22 protein-coding genes are annotated in these 19176 nt (G+C 57.1%); 8 read left to right on the forward strand and 14 right to left on the reverse strand.

What is annotated here, in order from left to right:
• Positions 1 to 8 precede the first annotated feature (8 nt).
• From ROSMUCSMR3_RS17610 to ROSMUCSMR3_RS17660, 12 genes are read right to left on the reverse strand one after another with little or no spacing between them, the layout of a single operon-like run.
• Positions 9 to 461 carry a gp16 family protein gene (locus tag ROSMUCSMR3_RS17610; RefSeq protein ID WP_081508193.1) on the reverse strand — a complete coding sequence of 151 codons (453 nt, stop codon included), beginning with the start codon at positions 459 to 461 and terminating at the stop codon, positions 9 to 11.
• Between the two features lie 4 nt (positions 462 to 465).
• The gene (locus ROSMUCSMR3_RS17615; protein ID WP_081508194.1) at positions 466 to 1116 is read right to left on the reverse strand and encodes a DUF3164 family protein; all 651 of its coding nucleotides are present in this window, start codon (positions 1114 to 1116) and stop codon (positions 466 to 468) included.
• Between the two features lies 1 nt (position 1117).
• Positions 1118 to 1318 carry a hypothetical protein gene (locus ROSMUCSMR3_RS17620; RefSeq protein ID WP_081508195.1) on the reverse strand — a complete coding sequence of 67 codons (201 nt, stop codon included), beginning with the start codon at positions 1316 to 1318 and terminating at the stop codon, positions 1118 to 1120.
• Positions 1315 to 1665 carry a hypothetical protein gene (locus ROSMUCSMR3_RS17625; RefSeq protein ID WP_081508196.1) on the reverse strand — a complete coding sequence of 117 codons (351 nt, stop codon included), beginning with the start codon at positions 1663 to 1665 and terminating at the stop codon, positions 1315 to 1317. Before ROSMUCSMR3_RS17625 ends, ROSMUCSMR3_RS17620 begins: the two co-directional genes overlap by 4 nt.
• Complete coding sequence (locus ROSMUCSMR3_RS17630; protein WP_081508197.1) at positions 1652 to 2026, reverse strand: hypothetical protein; 375 nt, start codon at positions 2024 to 2026, stop codon at positions 1652 to 1654. Before ROSMUCSMR3_RS17630 ends, ROSMUCSMR3_RS17625 begins: the two co-directional genes overlap by 14 nt.
• Positions 2023 to 2556, reverse strand: coding sequence for a hypothetical protein (locus ROSMUCSMR3_RS17635; RefSeq protein ID WP_081508198.1), 534 nt, complete (start codon positions 2554 to 2556; stop codon positions 2023 to 2025). Before ROSMUCSMR3_RS17635 ends, ROSMUCSMR3_RS17630 begins: the two co-directional genes overlap by 4 nt.
• Positions 2553 to 3350 carry an AAA family ATPase gene (locus ROSMUCSMR3_RS17640; RefSeq protein ID WP_081508199.1) on the reverse strand — a complete coding sequence of 266 codons (798 nt, stop codon included), beginning with the start codon at positions 3348 to 3350 and terminating at the stop codon, positions 2553 to 2555. The genes ROSMUCSMR3_RS17635 and ROSMUCSMR3_RS17640 overlap by 4 nt, the downstream gene beginning before the upstream one ends.
• A gap of 18 nt (positions 3351 to 3368) precedes the next feature.
• Positions 3369 to 5492 (reverse strand): transposase domain-containing protein, encoded by a 2124-nt coding sequence (locus ROSMUCSMR3_RS17645; protein ID WP_081508200.1) that lies wholly within the window; start codon positions 5490 to 5492, stop codon positions 3369 to 3371.
• Positions 5489 to 6343: a ParB/RepB/Spo0J family partition protein gene (locus ROSMUCSMR3_RS17650; RefSeq protein ID WP_081508201.1), complete on the reverse strand. Its 855-nt coding sequence runs from the start codon at positions 6341 to 6343 to the stop codon at positions 5489 to 5491. Before ROSMUCSMR3_RS17650 ends, ROSMUCSMR3_RS17645 begins: the two co-directional genes overlap by 4 nt.
• A 9-nt stretch (positions 6344 to 6352) precedes the next feature.
• A complete protein-coding gene (locus tag ROSMUCSMR3_RS17655) occupies positions 6353 to 6562 on the reverse strand; it encodes a hypothetical protein (RefSeq protein ID WP_081508202.1) in 210 nt (69 codons plus the stop codon).
• Positions 6562 to 6732 carry a hypothetical protein gene (locus tag ROSMUCSMR3_RS21590; protein ID WP_217521280.1) on the reverse strand — a complete coding sequence of 57 codons (171 nt, stop codon included), beginning with the start codon at positions 6730 to 6732 and terminating at the stop codon, positions 6562 to 6564. The genes ROSMUCSMR3_RS17655 and ROSMUCSMR3_RS21590 overlap by 1 nt, the downstream gene beginning before the upstream one ends.
• Complete coding sequence (locus tag ROSMUCSMR3_RS17660) at positions 6729 to 6980, reverse strand: hypothetical protein (protein WP_081508203.1); 252 nt, start codon at positions 6978 to 6980, stop codon at positions 6729 to 6731. The genes ROSMUCSMR3_RS21590 and ROSMUCSMR3_RS17660 overlap by 4 nt, the downstream gene beginning before the upstream one ends.
• Before the next feature lie 89 nt (positions 6981 to 7069).
• Between ROSMUCSMR3_RS17660 and ROSMUCSMR3_RS17665 the strand changes: the two genes are divergently transcribed.
• Together ROSMUCSMR3_RS17665 and ROSMUCSMR3_RS17670 are read left to right on the forward strand one after the other, a co-directional pair.
• A complete protein-coding gene (locus ROSMUCSMR3_RS17665; protein WP_157667353.1) occupies positions 7070 to 7729 on the forward strand; it encodes a S24 family peptidase in 660 nt (219 codons plus the stop codon).
• Between the two features lie 266 nt (positions 7730 to 7995).
• Positions 7996 to 11190 (forward strand): metallophosphoesterase, encoded by a 3195-nt coding sequence (locus ROSMUCSMR3_RS17670; RefSeq protein WP_081508205.1) that lies wholly within the window; start codon positions 7996 to 7998, stop codon positions 11188 to 11190.
• A 452-nt stretch (positions 11191 to 11642) separates the two neighbouring features.
• Here ROSMUCSMR3_RS17670 and ROSMUCSMR3_RS17675 read toward each other — a convergent pair whose 3' ends face one another.
• Together ROSMUCSMR3_RS17675 and ROSMUCSMR3_RS17680 are read right to left on the reverse strand one after the other, a co-directional pair.
• Entirely contained in the window at positions 11643 to 12200 is a 558-nt protein-coding gene (locus ROSMUCSMR3_RS17675; protein ID WP_081508206.1) for a hypothetical protein, read from the reverse strand.
• Complete coding sequence (locus ROSMUCSMR3_RS17680; RefSeq protein WP_081508207.1) at positions 12184 to 13041, reverse strand: GTPase domain-containing protein; 858 nt, start codon at positions 13039 to 13041, stop codon at positions 12184 to 12186. Before ROSMUCSMR3_RS17680 ends, ROSMUCSMR3_RS17675 begins: the two co-directional genes overlap by 17 nt.
• Positions 13042 to 13978: 937 nt before the next feature.
• Here ROSMUCSMR3_RS17680 and ROSMUCSMR3_RS17685 point away from each other — a divergent pair.
• The 6 genes from ROSMUCSMR3_RS17685 to ROSMUCSMR3_RS17710 all read left to right on the forward strand — a co-directional run bounded on the left by ROSMUCSMR3_RS17685 (position 13979) and on the right by ROSMUCSMR3_RS17710 (position 19043).
• Entirely contained in the window at positions 13979 to 14647 is a 669-nt protein-coding gene (locus tag ROSMUCSMR3_RS17685) for a hypothetical protein (protein WP_157667354.1), read from the forward strand.
• Positions 14648 to 15060: 413 nt separating this feature from the next.
• On the forward strand, positions 15061 to 16125 hold the full coding sequence (locus ROSMUCSMR3_RS17690; RefSeq protein ID WP_157667355.1) for a hypothetical protein: 1065 nt from the start codon (positions 15061 to 15063) through the stop codon (positions 16123 to 16125).
• 489 nt (positions 16126 to 16614) lie between these two features.
• Positions 16615 to 16785 (forward strand): hypothetical protein, encoded by a 171-nt coding sequence (locus ROSMUCSMR3_RS17695; protein WP_198385550.1) that lies wholly within the window; start codon positions 16615 to 16617, stop codon positions 16783 to 16785.
• A gap of 97 nt (positions 16786 to 16882) precedes the next feature.
• The gene (locus ROSMUCSMR3_RS17700) at positions 16883 to 17245 is read left to right on the forward strand and encodes a YciI family protein (protein WP_081508211.1); all 363 of its coding nucleotides are present in this window, start codon (positions 16883 to 16885) and stop codon (positions 17243 to 17245) included.
• Between the two features lie 203 nt (positions 17246 to 17448).
• Positions 17449 to 17808, forward strand: coding sequence for a YciI family protein (locus ROSMUCSMR3_RS17705; RefSeq protein WP_008280239.1), 360 nt, complete (start codon positions 17449 to 17451; stop codon positions 17806 to 17808).
• Positions 17733 to 19043 (forward strand): RNA polymerase sigma factor, encoded by a 1311-nt coding sequence (locus ROSMUCSMR3_RS17710; protein ID WP_237183478.1) that lies wholly within the window; start codon positions 17733 to 17735, stop codon positions 19041 to 19043. The genes ROSMUCSMR3_RS17705 and ROSMUCSMR3_RS17710 overlap by 76 nt, the downstream gene beginning before the upstream one ends.
• Positions 19044 to 19176 lie beyond the last annotated feature (133 nt).

Here is a 19176-nt window from a genome sequence, read left to right on the forward strand (position 1 = left end):
GGGCTTCTTCACCGGCGGTGATCCTCCCAGTCGAAGTCGATGTTTTGACGATGGCCCCACGTTTTGAGGGCCTGAATGACGGCGTCGATCTGTTCCCACGCGCGCAGCATGTCGACATCGGCTGGGACCGATCCCCAGACGCCTCCGAACCGCGCGCGGATGAACTTGTTGAGCCCGGCGCGGGAGGGATCGCGCAGCGCGCCCGATTGCCCGAGCTTGCGCCAAAGCACATGGATCATGCGCAGGTCGGCGCGGGGTGCGGGCTTGTGGCGCGGATTGCGGGGTTTGTCCTCGAACCCCGCCTGCTTCAGACGGTTGACGACGAGCTTCAACTCGCCGTCGTTCATGTCGCGCAAGGAGGCCTTGCCGGTGACGCTGACCTGCAAATCCCGGCGCGCGTCCTCGTCGAGGCCCAATTGGCGGCAGGCGGCGAAGATCAGCTGTTGCAGGGCGCGGTTCATCGACTCAGACCTTCGCCAGATCGATGGTGATCGGCTCCCAAGGTGCGTCATGCGCTGCCCGGTGCCAGCACCGCACATAGGTCTTGGAGCCGACCGTGCGCATCGCGTCGCGGATCGCGTCCTGACCGCGTTTCCAGCGCGGATCGGTGCTGTCGCGGCGCAGGAGCATGAAAATCAGCGCTCGGTTGATCTGCCCCTGCTTGTCGGTGTTGAAGGCGTCGGCCACGAGGCCGCGCAGCTCGGCGCGCGCCTCGGCAGACCACTCATTCAGGCATTCGTCAAAGAGCTGCTTTGCCGTCTGCAACTCGGGGCCGAAGTCAATCCGGTCCGACACACGCACCTCGACCTTATAGAGCTGATCGACGCTCATCAGCGTCTTGTTGCCCTTCTTGCCGCCGATCCTGGCATCATATTCCTGCGCAAGTATCGCCTCGAATGCACCGATATCGTCGAAGGTATGTGCCTTGAAACGCTTGACTTGATCGGACAGCGGCAGGCCGTAGCTGACAATCTTGCGGACGGTCTCATCCTCGAGCATGTGCTGCGGCTTGATGGTCTCGAGCGGCTGCCAGCCGCCCCGGCCGTCGCCCATATAGATGTTTCCGTCAATCTCGCGGCGTCCGTCTGGGATGGAAAGGGGGGTGAATTCAGACATTTTACTCTCCTGTTGAAGGGGGTGTTGAAAGGAGGCGCGGACCCACGCCATGCAGCGCGCAGACGGCGGCCATGGCGGTGATTTCGTCCATGGAGCAAAGCGTGCTACCGCGCGGGCCAAGCAGGTCCACCTTGGCCACGCCCGAGGCTGCGAGGCGCAGCATTTCGTCGGGGTTCCAGCGGGCGATTTCGGGGGCGTTCATGGGTTGGTCTCCTTGTCGTCGAGAATGGCGTCGATCAGATTGTCGCGGATCACGACGTCGAGGATGCGGACGGCGAGCGCCTTCGTTTCTATCCCGCGCGCGATGGCATGCGGTGCAAGCGCGGCGCGGGTCTCGGCGTTGAGCCGGGTCAGCTGTGCGCCCTGAGGCCCGCAGGGTTTGCCCGGTCGAACCGGTGGAAAAGCGGCCCCGTGACGGCGCAGGTAGTGCAGCACGGAGTGGACGCGCTGCGTCGTGACCCCGAGGCGGCGCGCGATCTCCGAGGCGGGCACCGCCTGCACCGCAAGCTCCGTCACAGGCGTATCAAGGCTGTCGTCATGCCGCGTCATCGTCGGCCCCTTTGTGGATGGGGCACCGATTGCAGGCGCGGTACATGGATACACTGAGCGAGTTCACGTTTTCGAACTGCGCCGCTTTTCCGCGCCAACGGCGGCAGACCTGTTTGCCGATCTCGCCCAAGGCGGGGCAGTCGACCACTTCGCGCATGAAATGCCCGCGCACGAGGTCCTCGACGATGCTGGTGTCGGCTGGGTAGCGGTTGCGCAGGATGTTCGACACAAGCGTTGCGCTGCGTTCCATCTTGACCGCAACCTTGTTCTGGCTGGTCTCGTCGCAGGCACGCGCCAAGGCGGCCACCCAATCCGGCAAGGCGTCGCCCCAGAATTCGCGAGCGGTGTCACGCGCACTCATGCTGCACCACCTTTCGCCGGGCTGAAGCCGCCGGTGTTGGGGTCAAGGATGCCCGCCAGACGCACCGGCTTGGGCGCGCGCGGGCCGGTATCCTCGACAAGGCGATAGAGCGCTTCGCGGCGACCGGGGATGGCCATTTCGACCACGCGCAGATGTTCGGAGGCCAAGAGTTGGCGGCAATAGGCGCGTGCCTTCTCGACGGTCACTTCGACGCCTCCTGCATTGGCATGGGCTGCGATGTCGACGGGGCTGAAACTATGGCGCAGCGTGCGCATAGCGCGCCACATATTTCCCTCGGGTGTTGCCTCGCCAGAGACCGGCTGCGGGCCGGGCAGGGGGCGGCCTGTGGGGGCATACCAGCGTTTGCCATTGCGGGTGACGCGGCTCACGCGGATCTTGCCCGCGTCCCGCCAGTGGCGCAGGTAGCGCACGGCAGTCTCACGGCTGCAGCCGAGGTGGGACACGGCCTCCCAGTCAAACTCTTCAAGCTCGCGGACCTGCGTCCAAAGGCGATCAAAGAGGTCACTCATGCCCGGCCCGCCTTCTTCTCAGTCGCAAGAGGCACGATCTTTTCGGGCGCGCGCGGGGTGACGGGGCGGAAATCGTCGACCCGGCGCACCGCTGGAGGTTGCCCAGTCTCGAAGGCCCGGTTGCCCCAAAGCTCGAGGTCGGCCAGACGCCGCCCCCGGCCCATGGCCAGCTCCTTGGCGCGCGCCAGATTGATCGCCACCCGGCGGATCGATCCGCCCGAGGCGTCAACGATGGCCCCGAGCAGGTCAGCGCCCACGTCGATGCCAGCCGCGTAGATCGGCGCGAGCTTTTCTGCGTCTGGCAGGTTGCAGGCGAGGGCGGGCTCCCATGCGAGTTGGCGGTTGTGGATGTTCTCCCAGCGGGTCAGGTCCTGCGGCAGCTTTTCCTCGCCCACCAGAATGACCGGGGCCTGACAGCTCTCGTAAATGTCGCGCGCCAGCTCGATCATCCGCTTGCGCAGGAGGTATTGCGCGTCGTCGATGATGAGTGGGCGGTCGCTGCGGGCAAGCTGCGCGCCGATGGCGTCGACCATGGCGGCCACGCCGCGTTGGGGCGGCAGGCCGATTTCGCGCAGTATCGCCTGCGCCAGATAGGTTGGCGTCCAGCAGTCTTTGACCTGGACAACATGGGCCTGATATTCATTGGCCGCGACCGTCACGGCGGTGGTCTTGCCCCAGCCGGAGGGGCCGTAGAACGTCGCCATGCCCGGCAGGCCGAAGGCGCGGGACTGGACACGCTCGACGAGGCCGATCAGCGCTGCGACGTTTCGCAGGGGCGCAATGGAAGGGGTCATGCTGCTCTCCTTTTCTTGTTACTCTTGGGCACCGAAGCGGCGCTCCATGCGCAGCTGGGCGCGGTAGTCGGAACTCTGTTGGTAGTCGGCCAGCCAATCAGCCTGTGCCTGCGTCAGCATCTCGCCCTCCGCCTGCGCGGTCTCGAGGGCGCGGGCACGCAGAAACAGTGCCTTGGGATCGTCTTCATCGACCTCAACGGGGCGGGCGCGATGCTCGGCGAGGCGCGTCACGCGGGCCTCAAGTGCGGCTTCGCGCTCTATCTCCTCGACGCTTTGCGCGCGCCGCCGCTTGGGGGCGGCCTTATGCGGCGTCACCAGCTGATGCACCTGCGCCTCGGGCAGGGGTTCGTCTGCCGCCAGCCCCGAGGCTGCGCGCACACGGGCGGCCACCTCGGCCGCCGTCAACTCGCGCGCCGCCTTGGCCTCGGCCTTCTGCGCCTTGGCCCACGCCCCGCGTTTGCGGGCATGATCCCGCGCCGCGTCGACGTCGATGAACTTGGCGTCTTCAAGGCACGCCGCATGACCGAGATACCGGCCTGCCAGATCGTAGACTTCCAGCCCTGCTGTCAGATCATCCGCGTCGAACCGTGCAACCACCTTTTCGCCTGCGATCCGGTACATCCACTCGGACCAGTATTCCGTGTCGTAGAGTTTCAGCGCGCCATTGCTGGTCTTGGCCCGCACTCCCTCGGCCCGCAGCAGCCAGAGGCGCAGCTGCTCGTCGGTCGCGCGCTTGATTGTGGCGCGCGCATAGCCCTCGTTGAACACCTCATTAAACGACCGCCCCATGGCCACTTCACTGCGCCTCCCGGGGCGGGCGTTGTGATGCGCGAGCTCGTCCTCGAGAACGAGGCGGAACTCGTCGAGCGGGATGGCGCGGGTGCCGTAGTCCTCCGGTTTTGCGTCCGGCTTGTTGCCCGTATAGGCCCCGTCAAAGGCGGGGTGCTTGGCCACGCGGTCGCAAAGGTCGCGAAAGGCGCGCTCGATAGGTTTGGATTGCCCCGAATAGGGCGTGGCCCAGTGGACATGCACGCCCAAGAGCGGCAAGAGCCCGGGAATATCCTCATCCGTGACCTTGAACCGAAACCGGGTTGGCGTGCCGCCTGTCATCGCCTTGGCGGCAAATTCCCGGCCATTGTCGATCAGAACCGATTGCGGGATGCCATAGGTCCGGATCAGGTCACCGGTCACAAGCTGCACGGTGTGGCTGTTGGCCGTGTCCGACAGGCGCCATGCCAAGAGCTTGCCGGAATAGACGTCCGACCAGACCATCATCTGCGGCCGCACGGGCGTATCGATGCCGGGCCAGCGCACGAAAACGTCGAACTTGTGATAATCGCCCTGGACGCATTCGAGCGGGACCATGAAGGCCTTGCTGCGCACCTGCGCTGGATAGAGGCGGCGGAGAGCCTGCTCGCCCTTGCGCAGGTAGGTTTCAGTCGGGGCCGAGACGTTGGCCTTGATCCAGCGTCGCACCTGATGAAGGGGCGGCACGGTGCTGTTGCGCTGCTCGGAGGTCCAGACGCGCACGGCGCGGTCATAGCAACTGGTGAGGGAAGGTTGCGACAGGCGTAGCCAGTCGCTGCGCACCAGTGCCAGAAAGGCCGGGTCGATGTCACCCCGTTGGGCGGAAGCACGCCGCACTGCGCGCCCGTCGATCAGGTAAGCCAGCCGGTCGGCGGGGGCCACTCCCTCGACCTGCCCGAGGTAATTCCAGAGGGATTTCTCGGACCGCCCCAATTTGTGCGCGACCTCGCGCACGGCCGCAGAGCGGGTCAATCCGGCCCCTTCCAACAACTCGACCTCGGCAATGGCCTCCAGCCGCGCCTCGGCCTCAGCGCGGGCCTTGTCACCCGCTGCTGCAAAGCGCTCCCAAGCCTCATCCTTGCCGGGCCGGGCCGCAGGGGCGTTGATCAAATCTGCGCTCAGCCGCATGCGGGCGCGGATAGGCAAGAGACTCCAGTGATATTCAAGGCCGCCTCCGGCTCCTTTACGCCGCCGCACCTTGCCTGCGTGCCGCGCCCAGCCTTCGCGCTCTGCCAACTGGTTGATTTTGCGCTTGGTGCCCGGCAGGTCGGGCAATCCGGCCTCCGCCAGATCGGCAGCGCTCCACCATTCCTGCGAAGGGGCCGGGCCTGTCATTCCGCATCCCCATGGTCAAGCTCGCTGAACAGCGCCGCAACCTCCGCGCCGCGCTCTTCGAGAAATGCCCGGCGTTCGCGCTTGCCCGCGCGGTCCCAAGCGTCCAAGAGGCGCAACAGCTTCTGGTCTTTATCGCTGATCGGGGCAGGAGCCTCGCCGCGCGCGGCGCGATAGGCTTTGCGGGCGGCGGACACTTTCTTTGCCTCGCCGGAAACGAGCGCCTTGACTACGAATTCTCGTTCGTCACGCTCTCCGATTTTGCCGATATCTATCAGGTCGTAAACGCCAACCTGTTTTGGGGCTTTACGCAGGCTTTCAATTTCTGGACGTTCCAGCAGCGTCCCGGCGCGGACGTAGTTGCGGATATGTCTTTCTGATAGGTCGAGCTGCTCTTGGACGCTCGCCACAAACGATACGACGGAACTCAATTCCGCCGTATCCCACCGCTTTGATACGAGGTCCGCGCCGGTCGCCGCCTTGGCTTCCGGGTGCAGCGTTTCATAGGCGCGCTTGCGCTCTGCCAGAAACATTGCCAGATCAACCGGGATCAGTGGCGCGCCTGCAAGATTGGCGTCGATCTCGATCAGCCGAGCCTCGGCGTCGTTGCAACGAACGAGCCGCACCGGGATGGACTTTCGACCAATCTCTCGCAGCGCGGTCAGGCGGTGCATTCCGTCGAGGAGGTAGTCGCCGTCGCGCTTGCGCCGCACGGTTATGTTCTGCAACAGGCCGCTCTGCTCGATTGACTGCTTGAGCCCGTCTAGCGTGGCGGTGTTCACGTCGCGCAGCCGGTCCTCGATGATGATCGCATCGACAGGAAGTTCGGTGACGGTCGAAAGATGCTCAATCATTCCGGGGCCTCATGCGCCAAAACTCGCGAGAACGACGAGCACGGCGAACAGTGCCAACGTTCCCAGCACATCGCCGATGACAGAAAAGACGCCCCGGCCGGAGCAAGCAGACTGGGCGCAGCCGGGGCGCAGGGCCAACGCCACGCGCTGCGCCTGCGGAATGGCCGCGATCTCGTCCTGCAACTGGCCCGCATCGGGAATGAGATCGGAAATCCGCATCACATTAAATCCTGTGTTGAAGGGGGTGTTTCAGGGGCGGCACCGTGGCGCAGCACTGCGACGGACAGGCCTGTGGCGACCACGGCCCAAAAAACGAGGGCGAACAGGAAGGCTATGGCAAAGCCGCTTCCGGGGGGAAGGGAGCGTTCGGGCTCGGGGCGCGGGTTCATGCGGCGTCCTCCCGTTTGGCGGATGGGCGGGGGATGTCGCGGGGCCATTCAAGGTCCCGATCCCAATTCTCATCGAACCAGGCGAGCAAGCGCTCGGCGGTCGCAGTGCGGCAGTCAAATCCGCGTTCAATCATTCTCTTGAAGAAGTCGCCTTTACCAAGGGCGCGCATGGAGATTGCGTAATGCGTGACCCCGCGATGCGCCGCGAGCGTGGTTGCGAGGGTTATGAGTGTGTTTCGCTGGTTCATGGGGCGACTATAGCCCCTTTGGTCTCGAATAGACAAGCCCATTTGGTCTTTCTATTGCGAGATTAGCCCCTTTGGTCTAACTTAATTGGATGGATCCGATTCTAATGACCATAGACAAGGCCCTGAAGGATAAGGGTTTGAGTGACGCAGCCGCGTCACAATTGGCCGTTGGACATACGGCCTTAATCAAGAAGATGCGGATGCCTGCGAAGGGCGAGAAGCGATACAACGTTGTGGCGCTTCAGAAACTGGCCGAAGTGCTTGAATTAGAATTCTATTTCGGGCCACCGCGTGAGGCGGGCACGGTCTATACAACCCAACTCGGCCATGATGATTTCGACGTGATCCTACGCCTGGATGCCCGCCTTGCTGCCGGGGCGGGCGTAGAGAATGGCGAGGTCTCATATGAGGGCGCACTTGCTTTCTGCCGCAAGTGGTTGAATGAGCATAATATTTCGCCGTCCCAAGCCTGTCTGATGCGCGTCTCTGGCGACAGCATGTGCCCAATGCTTCGCGACGACGACGTGGTCATGATCGACCAACGCAAAACCACGATCCGTAATCGACACGTCTATGCGCTGGTCGACATCGACGGCTCCTCGCGGGTAAAGCGTGTCGAGCTGGTAGATAATGAGATGATCATTCTCAGCTCTGACAACCCGGATTACCCCACCGAAACGCGCCGAGGCCCAGATATGAACCGCATCCGCATTCTTGGCGAGATCGTGTGGTCATCGCATGCGTGGTGAGGGTGTTCTGCACGAGAAATACCGGAGCTTCGACGAGAAGGGCGGATCCCGTCATTCGCCACGCCTTGAATCTGACAGGCACCAAGCGAGGGAAGTTGACCTTTGCTGCCGGTGCGATCCGAACAGAGAGGGAATCCGACAACCACTCCTTTCGGATCTACCCTGTTTATTCACACAGCCGCGTTCTGCCTGCTGTAGTCATAGCATCTGGCGGCGCATCAAATCGCAACCAAGAAACCATTGCAGAGATTTAAAGATTGCCTGAAATGAAGCCAGTAAACATCCTACACATTTCCGACCTGCATTACAAAACCAACCGTTCGTATGATCAAGGAGTAGTCCTTGACGCCCTTCTGAGGGATGTTTCACTACAGTCGGAGTCAGTTGGTTCCCCCGACTTAATCGTTTTTTCTGGAGACCTCGTACACTCGGCTGACGACGAACGGATATACGAGAAGCTATACGACCACTTCATCGACAAACTACTTAGAGTAACAAACTGCGATCATACAAGAATATTTTTGACACCGGGAAACCACGACCTAAGCCGCAAGTTCTTACAGGACCACACTGCTGAACAAGCTGAAATCGAACAAAACTCGAACGATAGAGAGAAGCTTAATGGCCTTTACCTGTCAGGGAGAGCCTCAGAAATTGCGCGCTTAAAGTCACAAGAGTTTTTCGATTTCGCAGGCATTTTTGAGCCTGAAGGTGAGCTTCATTCAGACGCGATTGCTTCACTCCATGACCTCAAAGAATTAGGATTGTCTATCGTAAGCCTCAATACTGCTTGGATGGGACGGGCAGGCATTGATAAACAAAGTGACCTGCAAAGGTTAGCCATACCTGAAGCGGCGATCTCTAACATCCTCAGAAAAATTCCCCAGAATCGATATGTTATCTTTAATTTCCACCATCCGTTTGAGTGGCACGCAGAACACGGAAGTCAGGACTTCAAAGATCTCAGCCAGAATAAAGGAAACCTATTTCTTTACGGTCACGTACACGACCCACGCCCCGTCGTTTATGCGGGCGAAAGCCGCGGAGCAGTGCACAATCAAGCCGGCGCTCTATATACTTGGCGGCAAGACCGTTACCTCGGATATGCTATGATCCGTGTCGAACCGGAGCTGAAGCACACAGAGCTTTGCTGGAGATCATATTTCGACAAAAGACGTGCGTTCGATACTGCAACTAATGTGAATGACAACCTGGGCATTCACTACTCATCTGCAGAGGCCCGCAATTACTTTGCGACAATAATAGACAGACGGAAGTCGATAAGAATCAATGAATGGGTTGAGGAAAAGGTAAAGCCTTTCATTCTAGACGAATTTTCTGATGGAATATTGGATCGACCGACCCCCGAACTATTCGTTGCCCCACCACTGTCAAAACTTGTGCAAGATAGTGATTCCAGCGATCCCATAGCGGGAGAAGTCGTCGAGCATTCCTGCACAATCGAAGATATACTGGCTGATGATCTAAATTATTTGTTCGAAGCATACCCAGAGCACGGCAAAACGGCTATGCTTTATAAACTTTGTATGGAAATAGCGAACTCAGCAGCAACGCGCGGCAGCAGCAAGCGCATAGTGCCAGTGTTGCTTCAGTTCAGCGATTTCGCACCAGGTACCAAAAGGGTTGAGAAAGCCGTGCGAGATAAACTCCCGGGCATACCCGAAGGATGCGACGTTGAACTATTGCTCTACGAGGGATGTTTCACAATTTGTATTGATGATGTTAACTTCTCTGACACCAAACGAATGAAGGAGCTTAGAGACTTCATATCTAAGTACAAAAACAACAGGTTTTTTATGACTACTACGACTGTCCGCCGTCACGAGAGTCTAGTTCCTAATACAAGTCTTGGCGCGCATTTCGAGAGAATAAGGCTACATCAATTTCGCCGACCCGACCTTCGCAAGCTGATAAGAAAAATTGACGAAGCCAATGGTTCGGAGGAAGAACTGCTGGACAGGGTCATTGCGGAACTTCGCGCCATGAACGTTCCGGCAACACCATTGAACAGTTCACTACTTATGGACATCCTTTCGAGAGACAGCAACTTCTCCCCCATTAACAGACCAACACTTATCGAGAGGTTTATTGAAACGCTTCTGAAGAAACGATCCTTGGGAGAGGTGGAGCGCAAAAAGTTCGACTTTCGAAACCAAGTTCATTATTTGGGTTTTGTAGCTGAACATATGTGTCGAACAAACAAGTACGTGCTCGACTATGATGAGCTATTTGGCATAACCTCAAGCTACTTGAAAAGTCTGGGCCTGAATTTCGGTGCCCGTGAGATTATAGATAATACAATTCACTCCAAGATATTCTCCGAGAAACGCGGCGAAAACTGTGTTTCTTTTCGCTTTAGGGCATTCCTCGAGTTTTTTGTCGCTACCAGAATGAGAGAACAAGGAGATTTCAAGAAGTGGATTTTCGAGGAAGATCGTTACCTGAGTTATTTAAACGAGATCGAATACTACTCGGGACTTGAAAGAAACGATCTTGCGCTTCTTCAGATGGTGTCTAAACGCCACTTAGGACACCATCTCTCGGTGTTCGGTGACGTTTTTGACAAAATTCTTGATGATGAGCAATTTTCGAAACTTCCCAACTCCCTTGAAAGCAGCAAAAGATTCGCAGACGACCTTGCCGAGCAAATGAAGGAAGCCCCGCTTTCCGCGGAAGAGCGCGACGAAGTGCTAGATGCGGAATTGCCTCGCGATGCTGAAGGACGACAAGAGGTTTTTCGCCCGTCTGCCAAAGAAACCACTTCAAAATATATCCTATCGCTGTTTATGTACACCTCGCTTGTGAAGAATACTGAATTGATCGAGGATACCGAGAAGAGGTATCACTTGTCCTGCGTGCTTAAGAGCTGGTCTTCATCAATTGTCGCTTCATTTCTTTCAATCCCGAGCTTAGTTAAAAATCGTCGTATGACTTTGAACGGCCTTACATACATCGTTTCGTTTCCGAGAGAACTTTCCGATGAAGATGTCGCTAGAAAGATTGCGCTCGGGTTACCAAAAGAAATCGCACGCTTAGTGCACCTTTTAATTGCAACCGAGAAACTAGAGTATCAGCTAACTCAACCCACTATCCAAGAAAGTGGCGAGCCCAATATTACAGCGTTTCTCCGAAGCTCCTTGTACATTGACCTTAAACTGAGGGGCTGGTGGAAAGAACCGGGGAGATTTATTGATCGGGTTCAAGGCGATGTTTATTTTCAGGAAGTCATGCTAAGTAAAGCGGCAGACGTCTATAGGCTCGGCGCGTTTTCGAAGACGGCCGGGCAGGAGTTGGAGGATGAAATTGTGGAAACATATGCTAGGCTTTACTCGCCCTCCAGGTCTCAAATAGGCGAGATTCGCAATAAGAAGAAAGCGGACATGCGTCGAATTAAACACTTGCGAACTCTTCGTGCGAAGCTACCGATCAATAATGAATAGGCGAGTTGCCTCGTCCTAAAATCTCACGTGAACGTGCAACAAACGGCTGGGATGCGGTCTGTGAACGCGGTATTTTGGCCCAACACTCAAGGAGGTTTTGGGCCGTCCGCGTTTCCGCGACTATGGACTCAGCCGCGCATTGTCTGATTTTTCTGAGCTTTAATGTTGTCGAAAACTTTGCCTAATCGGTGCGCGGACTCATCTAAGTTGCCGGCCATTTCGCGGCCACGCTTACAGAGTAAGGATGGGCGGGGTTGCGCGTCTGGCAAACTAGGCGGCAAATGGTCGTCGAATTTCATCGCAGCAAAAAATGTTTCCTTAACATATGATCCATTACGAGACTGGTGGCCTGACAGCCCGACCGGCGGCTGGGCGGGGTAATGCTGACCTTTGACTACTGTAGGCTTTCAGGCAAAAAAATTGGGCGCGATCCTTCAAGATAAAAAAGAGCATCACGGAAAGAACGTTTGTAGGTAGTCTTGAATGGCAACACCCGCCAAGCCGACGAAACCAATCGCTGCATAGGCTGCTAAGAACACGTACGTCAAACGTCGCTTACGCTGTACTCTATCGTTTGCACGAGAACACCGAAGTAAAATTGGGGCCAAAGCTAGTTCCATCTGCGATCTGTCTTCGGCAGATACAGCTTCTGATATATCATAAATGTTCGCATTGAATGACTTCTCGATCGACCGCAAATCGCTACGACTGCAATACCCAACCCACGCGAAACGATACGAAGCCTTTCGTTCGTCTTCCTCCGGTTTTGAGTTACTAACCGGCCAGCTTGATACTCTGTGAAGTTGCCTCCTTGGGCCTAAGAGCATAAAGGATAAAAGCGAACCCCCGACTTCATCCTCAGTATCGTCTTTGTCCATTGCATACCCAATCAGGTCCATCCCTGCAGCTTCACTGCGAGCAAGAACTTGATCGCGCTTTCCAACCGGGCCAATCAACACAAACTCATCGTGGAGCGAATTGAATGCCAAACTTTCAGGGTCGCGACTCATAGCCACCTCCCTTCGCGAAGCCAATAATTGCATTCATTACGAACGAAACATCTGAAGCGTCTTCGTTGAAATGAGGTTGTTGTACCACGGTCTCAGCGAAATTCGATTCACTCCACTTCTTGAAGACAGACGCAGTAAACTCCTCAAACTTTGCCGAATCCTCAGCCTCGGCCCGTTGCCAAAGGTCCCTTTTGTTCCACAGGAACATGATCTTTCGAAGTTTTTCCGCCCGATACTTTGATATCGAATTACTTACCTGCTCTAAAAACTCTTTATGTTTAGCAACTCGATCTTCATCAAAAGTCCGGTCCTCGTCCGATGAGTTGTGGTCGAGAATTATAATCAGAAAATCACAAACCTCTGCCATGACTAGTTGCTGTCGGTACTTTGTTCCATCGCCGTCAAGAAGAGCAACAAACTGGACAGGTGCTGTTGGCAAGGCAATTACAGTGGCCTCCAATTCCTCCGTGCGAACTGTTTTCGCGACATCGAATTTTAGGCGGTTTCTTAGTGTCGTTTTTCCGGCTTGGCTCCTGCCGATGATTGCTACCTTCCCGATTTTTTGAATTCTGTTCTCTAGCTCATCGAGGTCAATCTCATTTCCGACAAGATCACCTGGATCTAAAAGTTTTGGTGGTATTGCGCGATAACCCGCATACGCCAGAACAGATAATGTAATTGCGCCGCCGACACCGACAAAAAGAAACGTGAATGGCGGAGGAAGTATTCCCCAACCTGCAGCGCCCAATCCAACACCGCCAACACCAGCAATCGCCGAGGTTCCTTCAAGCTCCTTCTTGAGCCTGCCTGGAAAATCCCTCCATCGCCGTCGCGTGCTCATCCGAATTCCTCATTTTATACAAGGCCAAACGGTATGCACCCCGTCGCTCAAATACAACCAGGAACTCGCTGCCCTCGAATTGGGGAGGCAGACATTCGCTGCGGCATAACCTAGGAGCAGGAAGGGTTCAAACCGGTCATTCGAAGGCGGGCGGACCCGCCTTGCACCGGCAGCTACAGTTGTCGCTCGATCTCAAAAACGGTCCCACTTCTTTTTCTGATGCGTTTATGCTTGGAGTCTTCAAGCCTTTGATTTCAAAAGCCGTAGCCGCGATCTGGGAGGGCAAAGTTGAACTGGGCGGTCTGGGTCCCAGTTCCGGATGCAGAAAGGGCCCTTCAATGGCTTGTTTAACGCCCATCCAAGAGACGCTTAAACCGTGTTTGAATGGGGTTTGGTAGGGTTCGCCACGTCTGCGCCCATGCTTGTGCCAACGCGCTAAGTTTCGCCCTGTTGGCGCTGTTTTGTCGATTTACTGTAAACTGCGCACTCGCGCGTCCCGGTGGGCCTCTTGGCGCTCGAACCCCGTTATTTCATTGGGTGATCCGCCTTCTTCCGGCCTCGTCCTGAGTCGTCCGGCATCACTGTAAACTAAGGTGTAACCCTACAGTGACTGTTGTAGCGTGACAGCGAAGTTTGCAGTGAATTACAGTGAAGTTTACAGCAACGGGATTTTCAAAGATGGCATGGCAGGGGCTGGGTGCCGCGTCAAGCCTTGATGACCGCTATGCGCAGGAAGCGGGCTTTGCAAAGTCTTGGTTTCTGCCAGCTGGGCGGCGGTCCCACGCTGCACGAGCGCCAGAAGAAGCCGCTGTTCGCTGCGTTTTCAGCAGTGAGGTACCATCCATCGTCCGATGAGTGGGAAGAAGTTGACTTTCATACTCGGCACTTTTGAAGTTTATTGCTCGAAATCAAGTTAGTGCATTTGAGGAGACGGATTATGATTTGGTTAGAAAACCCAACTGTAGCAGGTGTCCTTGGTGGTGTCGCAGGTGCCTTGGTTGCAGGGTTGATTTCGGTTTTTATTTGGCGAAGCTCAAGAACACGTCGTAGAGTTAGAGCTGTGATACGTGATGTTACTTCACTTTTGGAAATCTCAGAAAACCTGAAATCTACACTGAACATCGAAATACAAGGCAAGAAAGTCGAAAGCCTATTTCTGACTTCAGTGGATGTTTCAAACGTGGGGAACGTGTCGATTGAAGATCAAAATATCTTGATTGTATTTCCAAAAAATACAGAAATCGTGGATTTTTCCCTCACAACTGATCCCCAGCTTGGCTTCGATGGAGTGAAGGCTGAAATCAAAGAAAACACGCTTAAAACATCGGCATCTCTTCTCAATGTTGGGGACAAGCTGACCTTTGAGATTATCTCAACGGGCAATGCATCTGAGAGTGTCGAAGTTGTTATGAGGAACAAAGATGTTGAAGAGGAATTGGTGGATGCAAGATCGGGCGACCTTGGTCTATCTTTCCTATTGTCAGAAAAAAACCTCTTGATGCTGGCTGTAATCAGTACGGTTCCCTTCTTCGGTGGCTTCGCTCGATCCATGATCAACGTTGGTGTAGCCAACAGGATCGACAATCTTAACCGTCAGAGGCGCTAGCCTCCTTCTTTTGGAGGTTTGGGATCGAAGCCAAAATCCATCGTCGCGGAGGCAAGGTTGAAGCGTTTAATAACCTGGTCAACGCCGCCGGCCTGAAGCGGACAATGACGGTACTGTTCGGCCTTGCCCTATTCACGTTTACATGTTGGGACTTAGGCACCTTCAGCGCAAAATCACCATTGAACGAACCTCGATGTTTCGAACAACTGGTGTTGCTCATGACCCCGTATCCTAGGCAAACTGAGAGAATTTGAGGGAGAAATTGGATTGTTATCTAAGGGAGCTACGAAATCTAAATGACCGTTCTCGCGCTGCTTCGTACGCCAAACGCTTTACGCTGTTACACTGACTCCCTCGTAACGCGGGGTTCGGGAAGGCAGGTGCAAAAAACGACTGACAAATTCTCTAAGATTATGTTGCTACCCTACCATGCCACCGTGGGGCGTATGACGGATAATGATACAAGATCATTTAGAGGGGAGTTGGGATTCGCTTTCTGTGGTGACGTTCTCTTTGCAACGGCGCTATATACCATGTCATCGAACATGTTTCTTAACCTACACTGGGAGGAAGGAGATAGACCTCCTTATCTAAAAGGGTTGGCTGAAGGGGTAGCACAGTTTGCAAATGCACTACTTGAAGACTATGTCGTAAATGCAATGAAACGGAACTATCAAGTGGTCTTATTTGGGTACTGCCCAGTGACTTCAGCGTTAGAAGCATTTCTCATTTCCTTTGATTTTGATCGTCAGCCGGTGCGCTACGAATCAACAAAAATTGAACTACAGGTCGGTCAACCGTTTGTGTTGGGAAGTGGGGCTGAGGACGTATACCGCAAGATACAAGACCTTGGGAAAGGCAATCACAAGCTACCAGAAATACTCTTGGATGTGATAAGGGAATCTGAAAATCCAACTGTTGGAGGTGCGTTGCAAGAGTGCTGTGCACAGGGTCAAACCGTCAAAATCCTTCCCGTTGCACAACCAATAAATGATGAGATGAACTTGGATTATTTCATCTCCGGAACTAGCGCACAACAAGTTCCAAACGTTGAAGAGTTCAGATTCGGACGTGAGATGGTCGGATACAAAAATGAAGTAGTGCTCGAAAACCAATGGTTGCAGAGCATAGGCTTTGGAAAAGACAGGAGCACCAACCCTCCAAGTGCAAATACTCAGGCTGAGTTCATGCGGCACGCCCAGTTGTCACAACAAGGAAAAAAGCCAATGTGCGGAATTCACTCATATCTGAAGGTGTGGCCCGCGAAAGCTCCTATATTCGATAATCACTATTTTTTCGGGCGATGTGATGGCTGCAACCGACCTTTCAAGATGATGGAGGACAGCACCAACGGCGGCAATCCGGAACCTTTTTTCGGGGAAGGCGGTTTCGAGGCAACTTGTCCATACTGTTCTGCTACCGTTTTGGTTCCAGCGAAGGGCCTGAGATCGAAAAAGGACAAGCGGCCCTCATCATGACTTGCGCCCTATACCACTAGCGGCTGCAAAGCCAACGCCTTGAACTGGTGCACCAATCAGTTGCGCAAGGCGAAGGACCGCTATCAAGAAACTGCGCGGGTTCGAAGCGCGGATTTGATGAGATCCAAATACCAAACGTTGCGAAGTACGCTATCTGTGCTCGGTCGCCTCCGGTGCAACCAGCAGCATCCTTTGAGGCACCTTGGCCTGCCGAGGGTCCGCTTCCGGGAAAGTGACCATGAAATTTCGCACCAGCAGCATCGTCCGTGCGGCACCGCTTATCCACGCGACCGCTTCGGGCTGACACCGATCATTGGGTGGGAACATGGGGGGCGGGTTCAACGCCCCTTCAACGCCCCCCTAAACACCCCCCTCACTCGACATACCGAAATCCCTGCACCGCGCGGAAATAGCCGCCGTACCCGGTCCCGGTGGCTGTCACGTTCGGCGCGGCGAGATGATCTGTTTGTGGTTGCTGAGGTTGTTCTTGTGGCGCTCACGAGGGCCAAGGCCGGCGTCGCGATTGGATGTGGGCGCGCCGTGCTGCGGCCCGGCCTTCCTTTCGGGGTGATCGCCAACACCACGGCCTTCCTCAAAGTTGAACGAGCCAAGACGGTCTTCGCCGCAATTCGTGCCGCAATCTCGGACCTGTCGAAATGAGCCGGTCCCGCCGCACATGACGATGAGCGGGTACGCACAGGCTCACATGTCAACAGGCCGTGGACCAACGGCCATCCTGAGAAGAAAGGCACTTTCGATGCAATTCATGTTACAGTTCCGCGAGACCGCCGAGGAATGGGGCAAACACAAAGACCCGACTCAGCACGCGGCCTATTTTGGTGTCTGGAACAGCTTTATCGGCGCGCTCGCCCAATCCGGGGCGATGGTGGGCGGCAACGGGCTGCTTCCGCCGGACACTGCGACAACGCTGCGGGTCGAGAACGGCACGCGGCACGTCTTTGATGGCCCGTTTGCCGACACCAAAGAGACGCTGGGCGGCTATGTTATCCTTGACGTGCCTGATCTAGACGCCGCCCTTGAATGGGCTGCAAAAGCGCCATGCGTGACAGCGGGGTCGGTCGAGATCCGCCCGGTGCTGCCGCCGCCCTCCAACGGCTAATGGACTCGCAGCGCAGGCCGGGCTGCCTGCGCTGCAAGAAGCCCCTGCACCCAGAGGGAGCCGTTGCGCATTGCTTGTAGAACGATGTGGACTGGAGCTTTGCTCCCTTTCCGGGCTTTGCCTTGCTGCGCTTCGGTGATGAAGACACGAACCCATAGACAGGGCATGACCCCGCGGGCATGCTGAGAAAAAAGGAAATTCCAATGCACTATATGATGCAGTTCTACGAGAGCCCCGAAGAACGGCGCAAACCTACCGATCCCGCGCAGGCCGGGGCCTATTGGGGGAGCTGGCAGGCCTATATTGGCGCGCTCGCACAATCCGGGGCAATGGTCAGCGGCAATGTGTTGCGCCCGCCCGAGGCTGCAACGACGCTGCGGGTCGAGAACGGCACGCGGCACGTTGTCGATGGCCCGTTTGCCGACACCAAGGAGATGCTGGGGGGCTATGTTATCCTTGACGTGCCTGATCTCGACGCCGCCCTTGAATGGGCCGCAAAAGCGCCATGCGTGACGGGCGGGTCGGTCGAGATCCGCCCGGTGCTGCCGCCGCCCGGTGCCTGATGGAGGACGCGTGCCGCGATGCCGCTGCGCGGGCGACGCTTGCGGCGCGCGACTCCTACGGCAAGCTGCTTGCGATCCTTGCCGCGCGTACCCGCGATGTCGCCGCCGCCGAGGATGCGCTGGCCGACGCCTTCGCCGCCGCGATTGCGCAGTGGCCGAAGGACGGCGTGCCATCTAATCCGGTTGGCTGGCTATTGACCGTTGCGCGGCGCAGCGCGGGCCATGCCGCAGCACGGCGTCAGACCGCCGACCGTGGCGCGGCGATGGTGCAAATGCTTGAGGATGAACGCAATGATCCTGCTTCGGACGGTTTTGGCGATGACCGGCTGAAGCTGATGTTCGCCTGCACCCATCCGGCGATTGCGGTGGATGCGCAAGCGCCGCTGATGCTGCAGACGGTCTTGGGCCTTGATGCCGCGCGGATCGCCGCAAGCTTTCTGGTGGCACCGACCTCGATGGGTCAGCGGCTGGTGCGGGCCAAGCGCCGCATCCGCGATGCCGGTATCGCCTTTGCAATCCCCGAGGCGGAAGATATCCCTGCGCGGCTGTCGGCGGTGCTGTCCGCGATTTATGCGGCCTATGGCACGGCCTGGGACGATGTGGCCGGTGCCGATCCGCGGTTGGCGGGCCTTGCCGATGAGGCGATCTGGCTTGCGCGGCTGACGGTGCAGCTTGTGCCCGACCAGCCAGAGGCGCTTGGCCTGCTTGCCATGATGCTTCACTGCGAGGCGCGGCGGGCGGCGCGGCGTGGGCCTGATGGTGCCTTCATCGCGCTGCGCGATCAGGATGTGGCCCTGTGGTCGCGCGACATGATGGTCGAGGCCGAAGCCGCCCTGCGCACCGCCGCCCGTTTGGGTCAGCCGGGGCGGTTCCAGACCGAGGCGGCGATCCAGTCGCTTCATGCGCAAAGCCGCATGACCGGCGAGCGCCTGCACGGCCCGCTCACGCAGCTTTACGACGTGCTGGCGCGGTTCGCGCCCACCACCGGCGTGCTGGTGGCGCGGGCGGTGGCGCTTGCGGAGAATGGCGTGCCTGACGCGGCATTGTCTCAGCTTGATGCGATCACGGGTGCAGAGACCTATCAGCCGTGGTGGGCGGCGCGCGCCCGCATCCTGTGGCTATACGGTCAGGAGGAAGCCGCCCGCGACGCCGCATCCCGCGCCGCCGGTCTGAGCAGCGACCCCGGCATCCGGCGCTTTCTGTTGGCGGGGGGGTATCGGGACGGCCCGCGATAACAAATCCGCCAAGCCCAAAGCAAAGGCGATGGGGACTGTCGTTGCGCAATGCGCAGCCTTGGGTGAAACGGGCACAAGCCGGGCAGTCGAGGGCAGGTCGGACCCGCTTCGCACTGGCAGCGAAAGCTGTCGC

This window comes from Roseovarius mucosus, from assembly GCF_002080415.1.
GTDB classification, from domain to species: domain Bacteria; phylum Pseudomonadota; class Alphaproteobacteria; order Rhodobacterales; family Rhodobacteraceae; genus Roseovarius; species Roseovarius mucosus_A.

Bases quoted from the DNA above. Each gene is read 5' to 3' on its own strand.
- ROSMUCSMR3_RS17610 (WP_081508193.1), bottom strand. From the start codon at position 461: ATGAACCGCGCCCTGCAACAGCTGATCTTCGCCGCCTGCCGCCAATTG.
- ROSMUCSMR3_RS17615 (WP_081508194.1), bottom strand. From the start codon at position 1,116: ATGTCTGAATTCACCCCCCTTTCCATCCCAGACGGACGCCGCGAGATT.
- ROSMUCSMR3_RS17620 (WP_081508195.1), bottom strand. From the start codon at position 1,318: ATGAACGCCCCCGAAATCGCCCGCTGGAACCCCGACGAAATGCTGCGC.
- ROSMUCSMR3_RS17625 (WP_081508196.1), bottom strand. From the start codon at position 1,665: ATGACGCGGCATGACGACAGCCTTGATACGCCTGTGACGGAGCTTGCG.
- ROSMUCSMR3_RS17630 (WP_081508197.1), bottom strand. From the start codon at position 2,026: ATGAGTGCGCGTGACACCGCTCGCGAATTCTGGGGCGACGCCTTGCCG.
- ROSMUCSMR3_RS17635 (WP_081508198.1), bottom strand. From the start codon at position 2,556: ATGAGTGACCTCTTTGATCGCCTTTGGACGCAGGTCCGCGAGCTTGAA.
- ROSMUCSMR3_RS17640 (WP_081508199.1), bottom strand. From the start codon at position 3,350: ATGACCCCTTCCATTGCGCCCCTGCGAAACGTCGCAGCGCTGATCGGC.
- ROSMUCSMR3_RS17645 (WP_081508200.1), bottom strand. From the start codon at position 5,492: ATGACAGGCCCGGCCCCTTCGCAGGAATGGTGGAGCGCTGCCGATCTG.
- ROSMUCSMR3_RS17650 (WP_081508201.1), bottom strand. From the start codon at position 6,343: ATGATTGAGCATCTTTCGACCGTCACCGAACTTCCTGTCGATGCGATC.
- ROSMUCSMR3_RS17655 (WP_081508202.1), bottom strand. From the start codon at position 6,562: ATGCGGATTTCCGATCTCATTCCCGATGCGGGCCAGTTGCAGGACGAG.
- ROSMUCSMR3_RS21590 (WP_217521280.1), bottom strand. From the start codon at position 6,732: ATGAACCCGCGCCCCGAGCCCGAACGCTCCCTTCCCCCCGGAAGCGGC.
- ROSMUCSMR3_RS17660 (WP_081508203.1), bottom strand. From the start codon at position 6,980: ATGAACCAGCGAAACACACTCATAACCCTCGCAACCACGCTCGCGGCG.
- ROSMUCSMR3_RS17665 (WP_157667353.1), top strand. From the start codon at position 7,070: ATGGATCCGATTCTAATGACCATAGACAAGGCCCTGAAGGATAAGGGT.
- ROSMUCSMR3_RS17670 (WP_081508205.1), top strand. From the start codon at position 7,996: ATGAAGCCAGTAAACATCCTACACATTTCCGACCTGCATTACAAAACC.
- ROSMUCSMR3_RS17675 (WP_081508206.1), bottom strand. From the start codon at position 12,200: ATGAGTCGCGACCCTGAAAGTTTGGCATTCAATTCGCTCCACGATGAG.
- ROSMUCSMR3_RS17680 (WP_081508207.1), bottom strand. From the start codon at position 13,041: ATGAGCACGCGACGGCGATGGAGGGATTTTCCAGGCAGGCTCAAGAAG.
- ROSMUCSMR3_RS17685 (WP_157667354.1), top strand. From the start codon at position 13,979: ATGATTTGGTTAGAAAACCCAACTGTAGCAGGTGTCCTTGGTGGTGTC.
- ROSMUCSMR3_RS17690 (WP_157667355.1), top strand. From the start codon at position 15,061: ATGTTGCTACCCTACCATGCCACCGTGGGGCGTATGACGGATAATGAT.
- ROSMUCSMR3_RS17700 (WP_081508211.1), top strand. From the start codon at position 16,883: ATGCAATTCATGTTACAGTTCCGCGAGACCGCCGAGGAATGGGGCAAA.
- ROSMUCSMR3_RS17705 (WP_008280239.1), top strand. From the start codon at position 17,449: ATGCACTATATGATGCAGTTCTACGAGAGCCCCGAAGAACGGCGCAAA.
- ROSMUCSMR3_RS17710 (WP_237183478.1), top strand. From the start codon at position 17,733: ATGGGCCGCAAAAGCGCCATGCGTGACGGGCGGGTCGGTCGAGATCCG.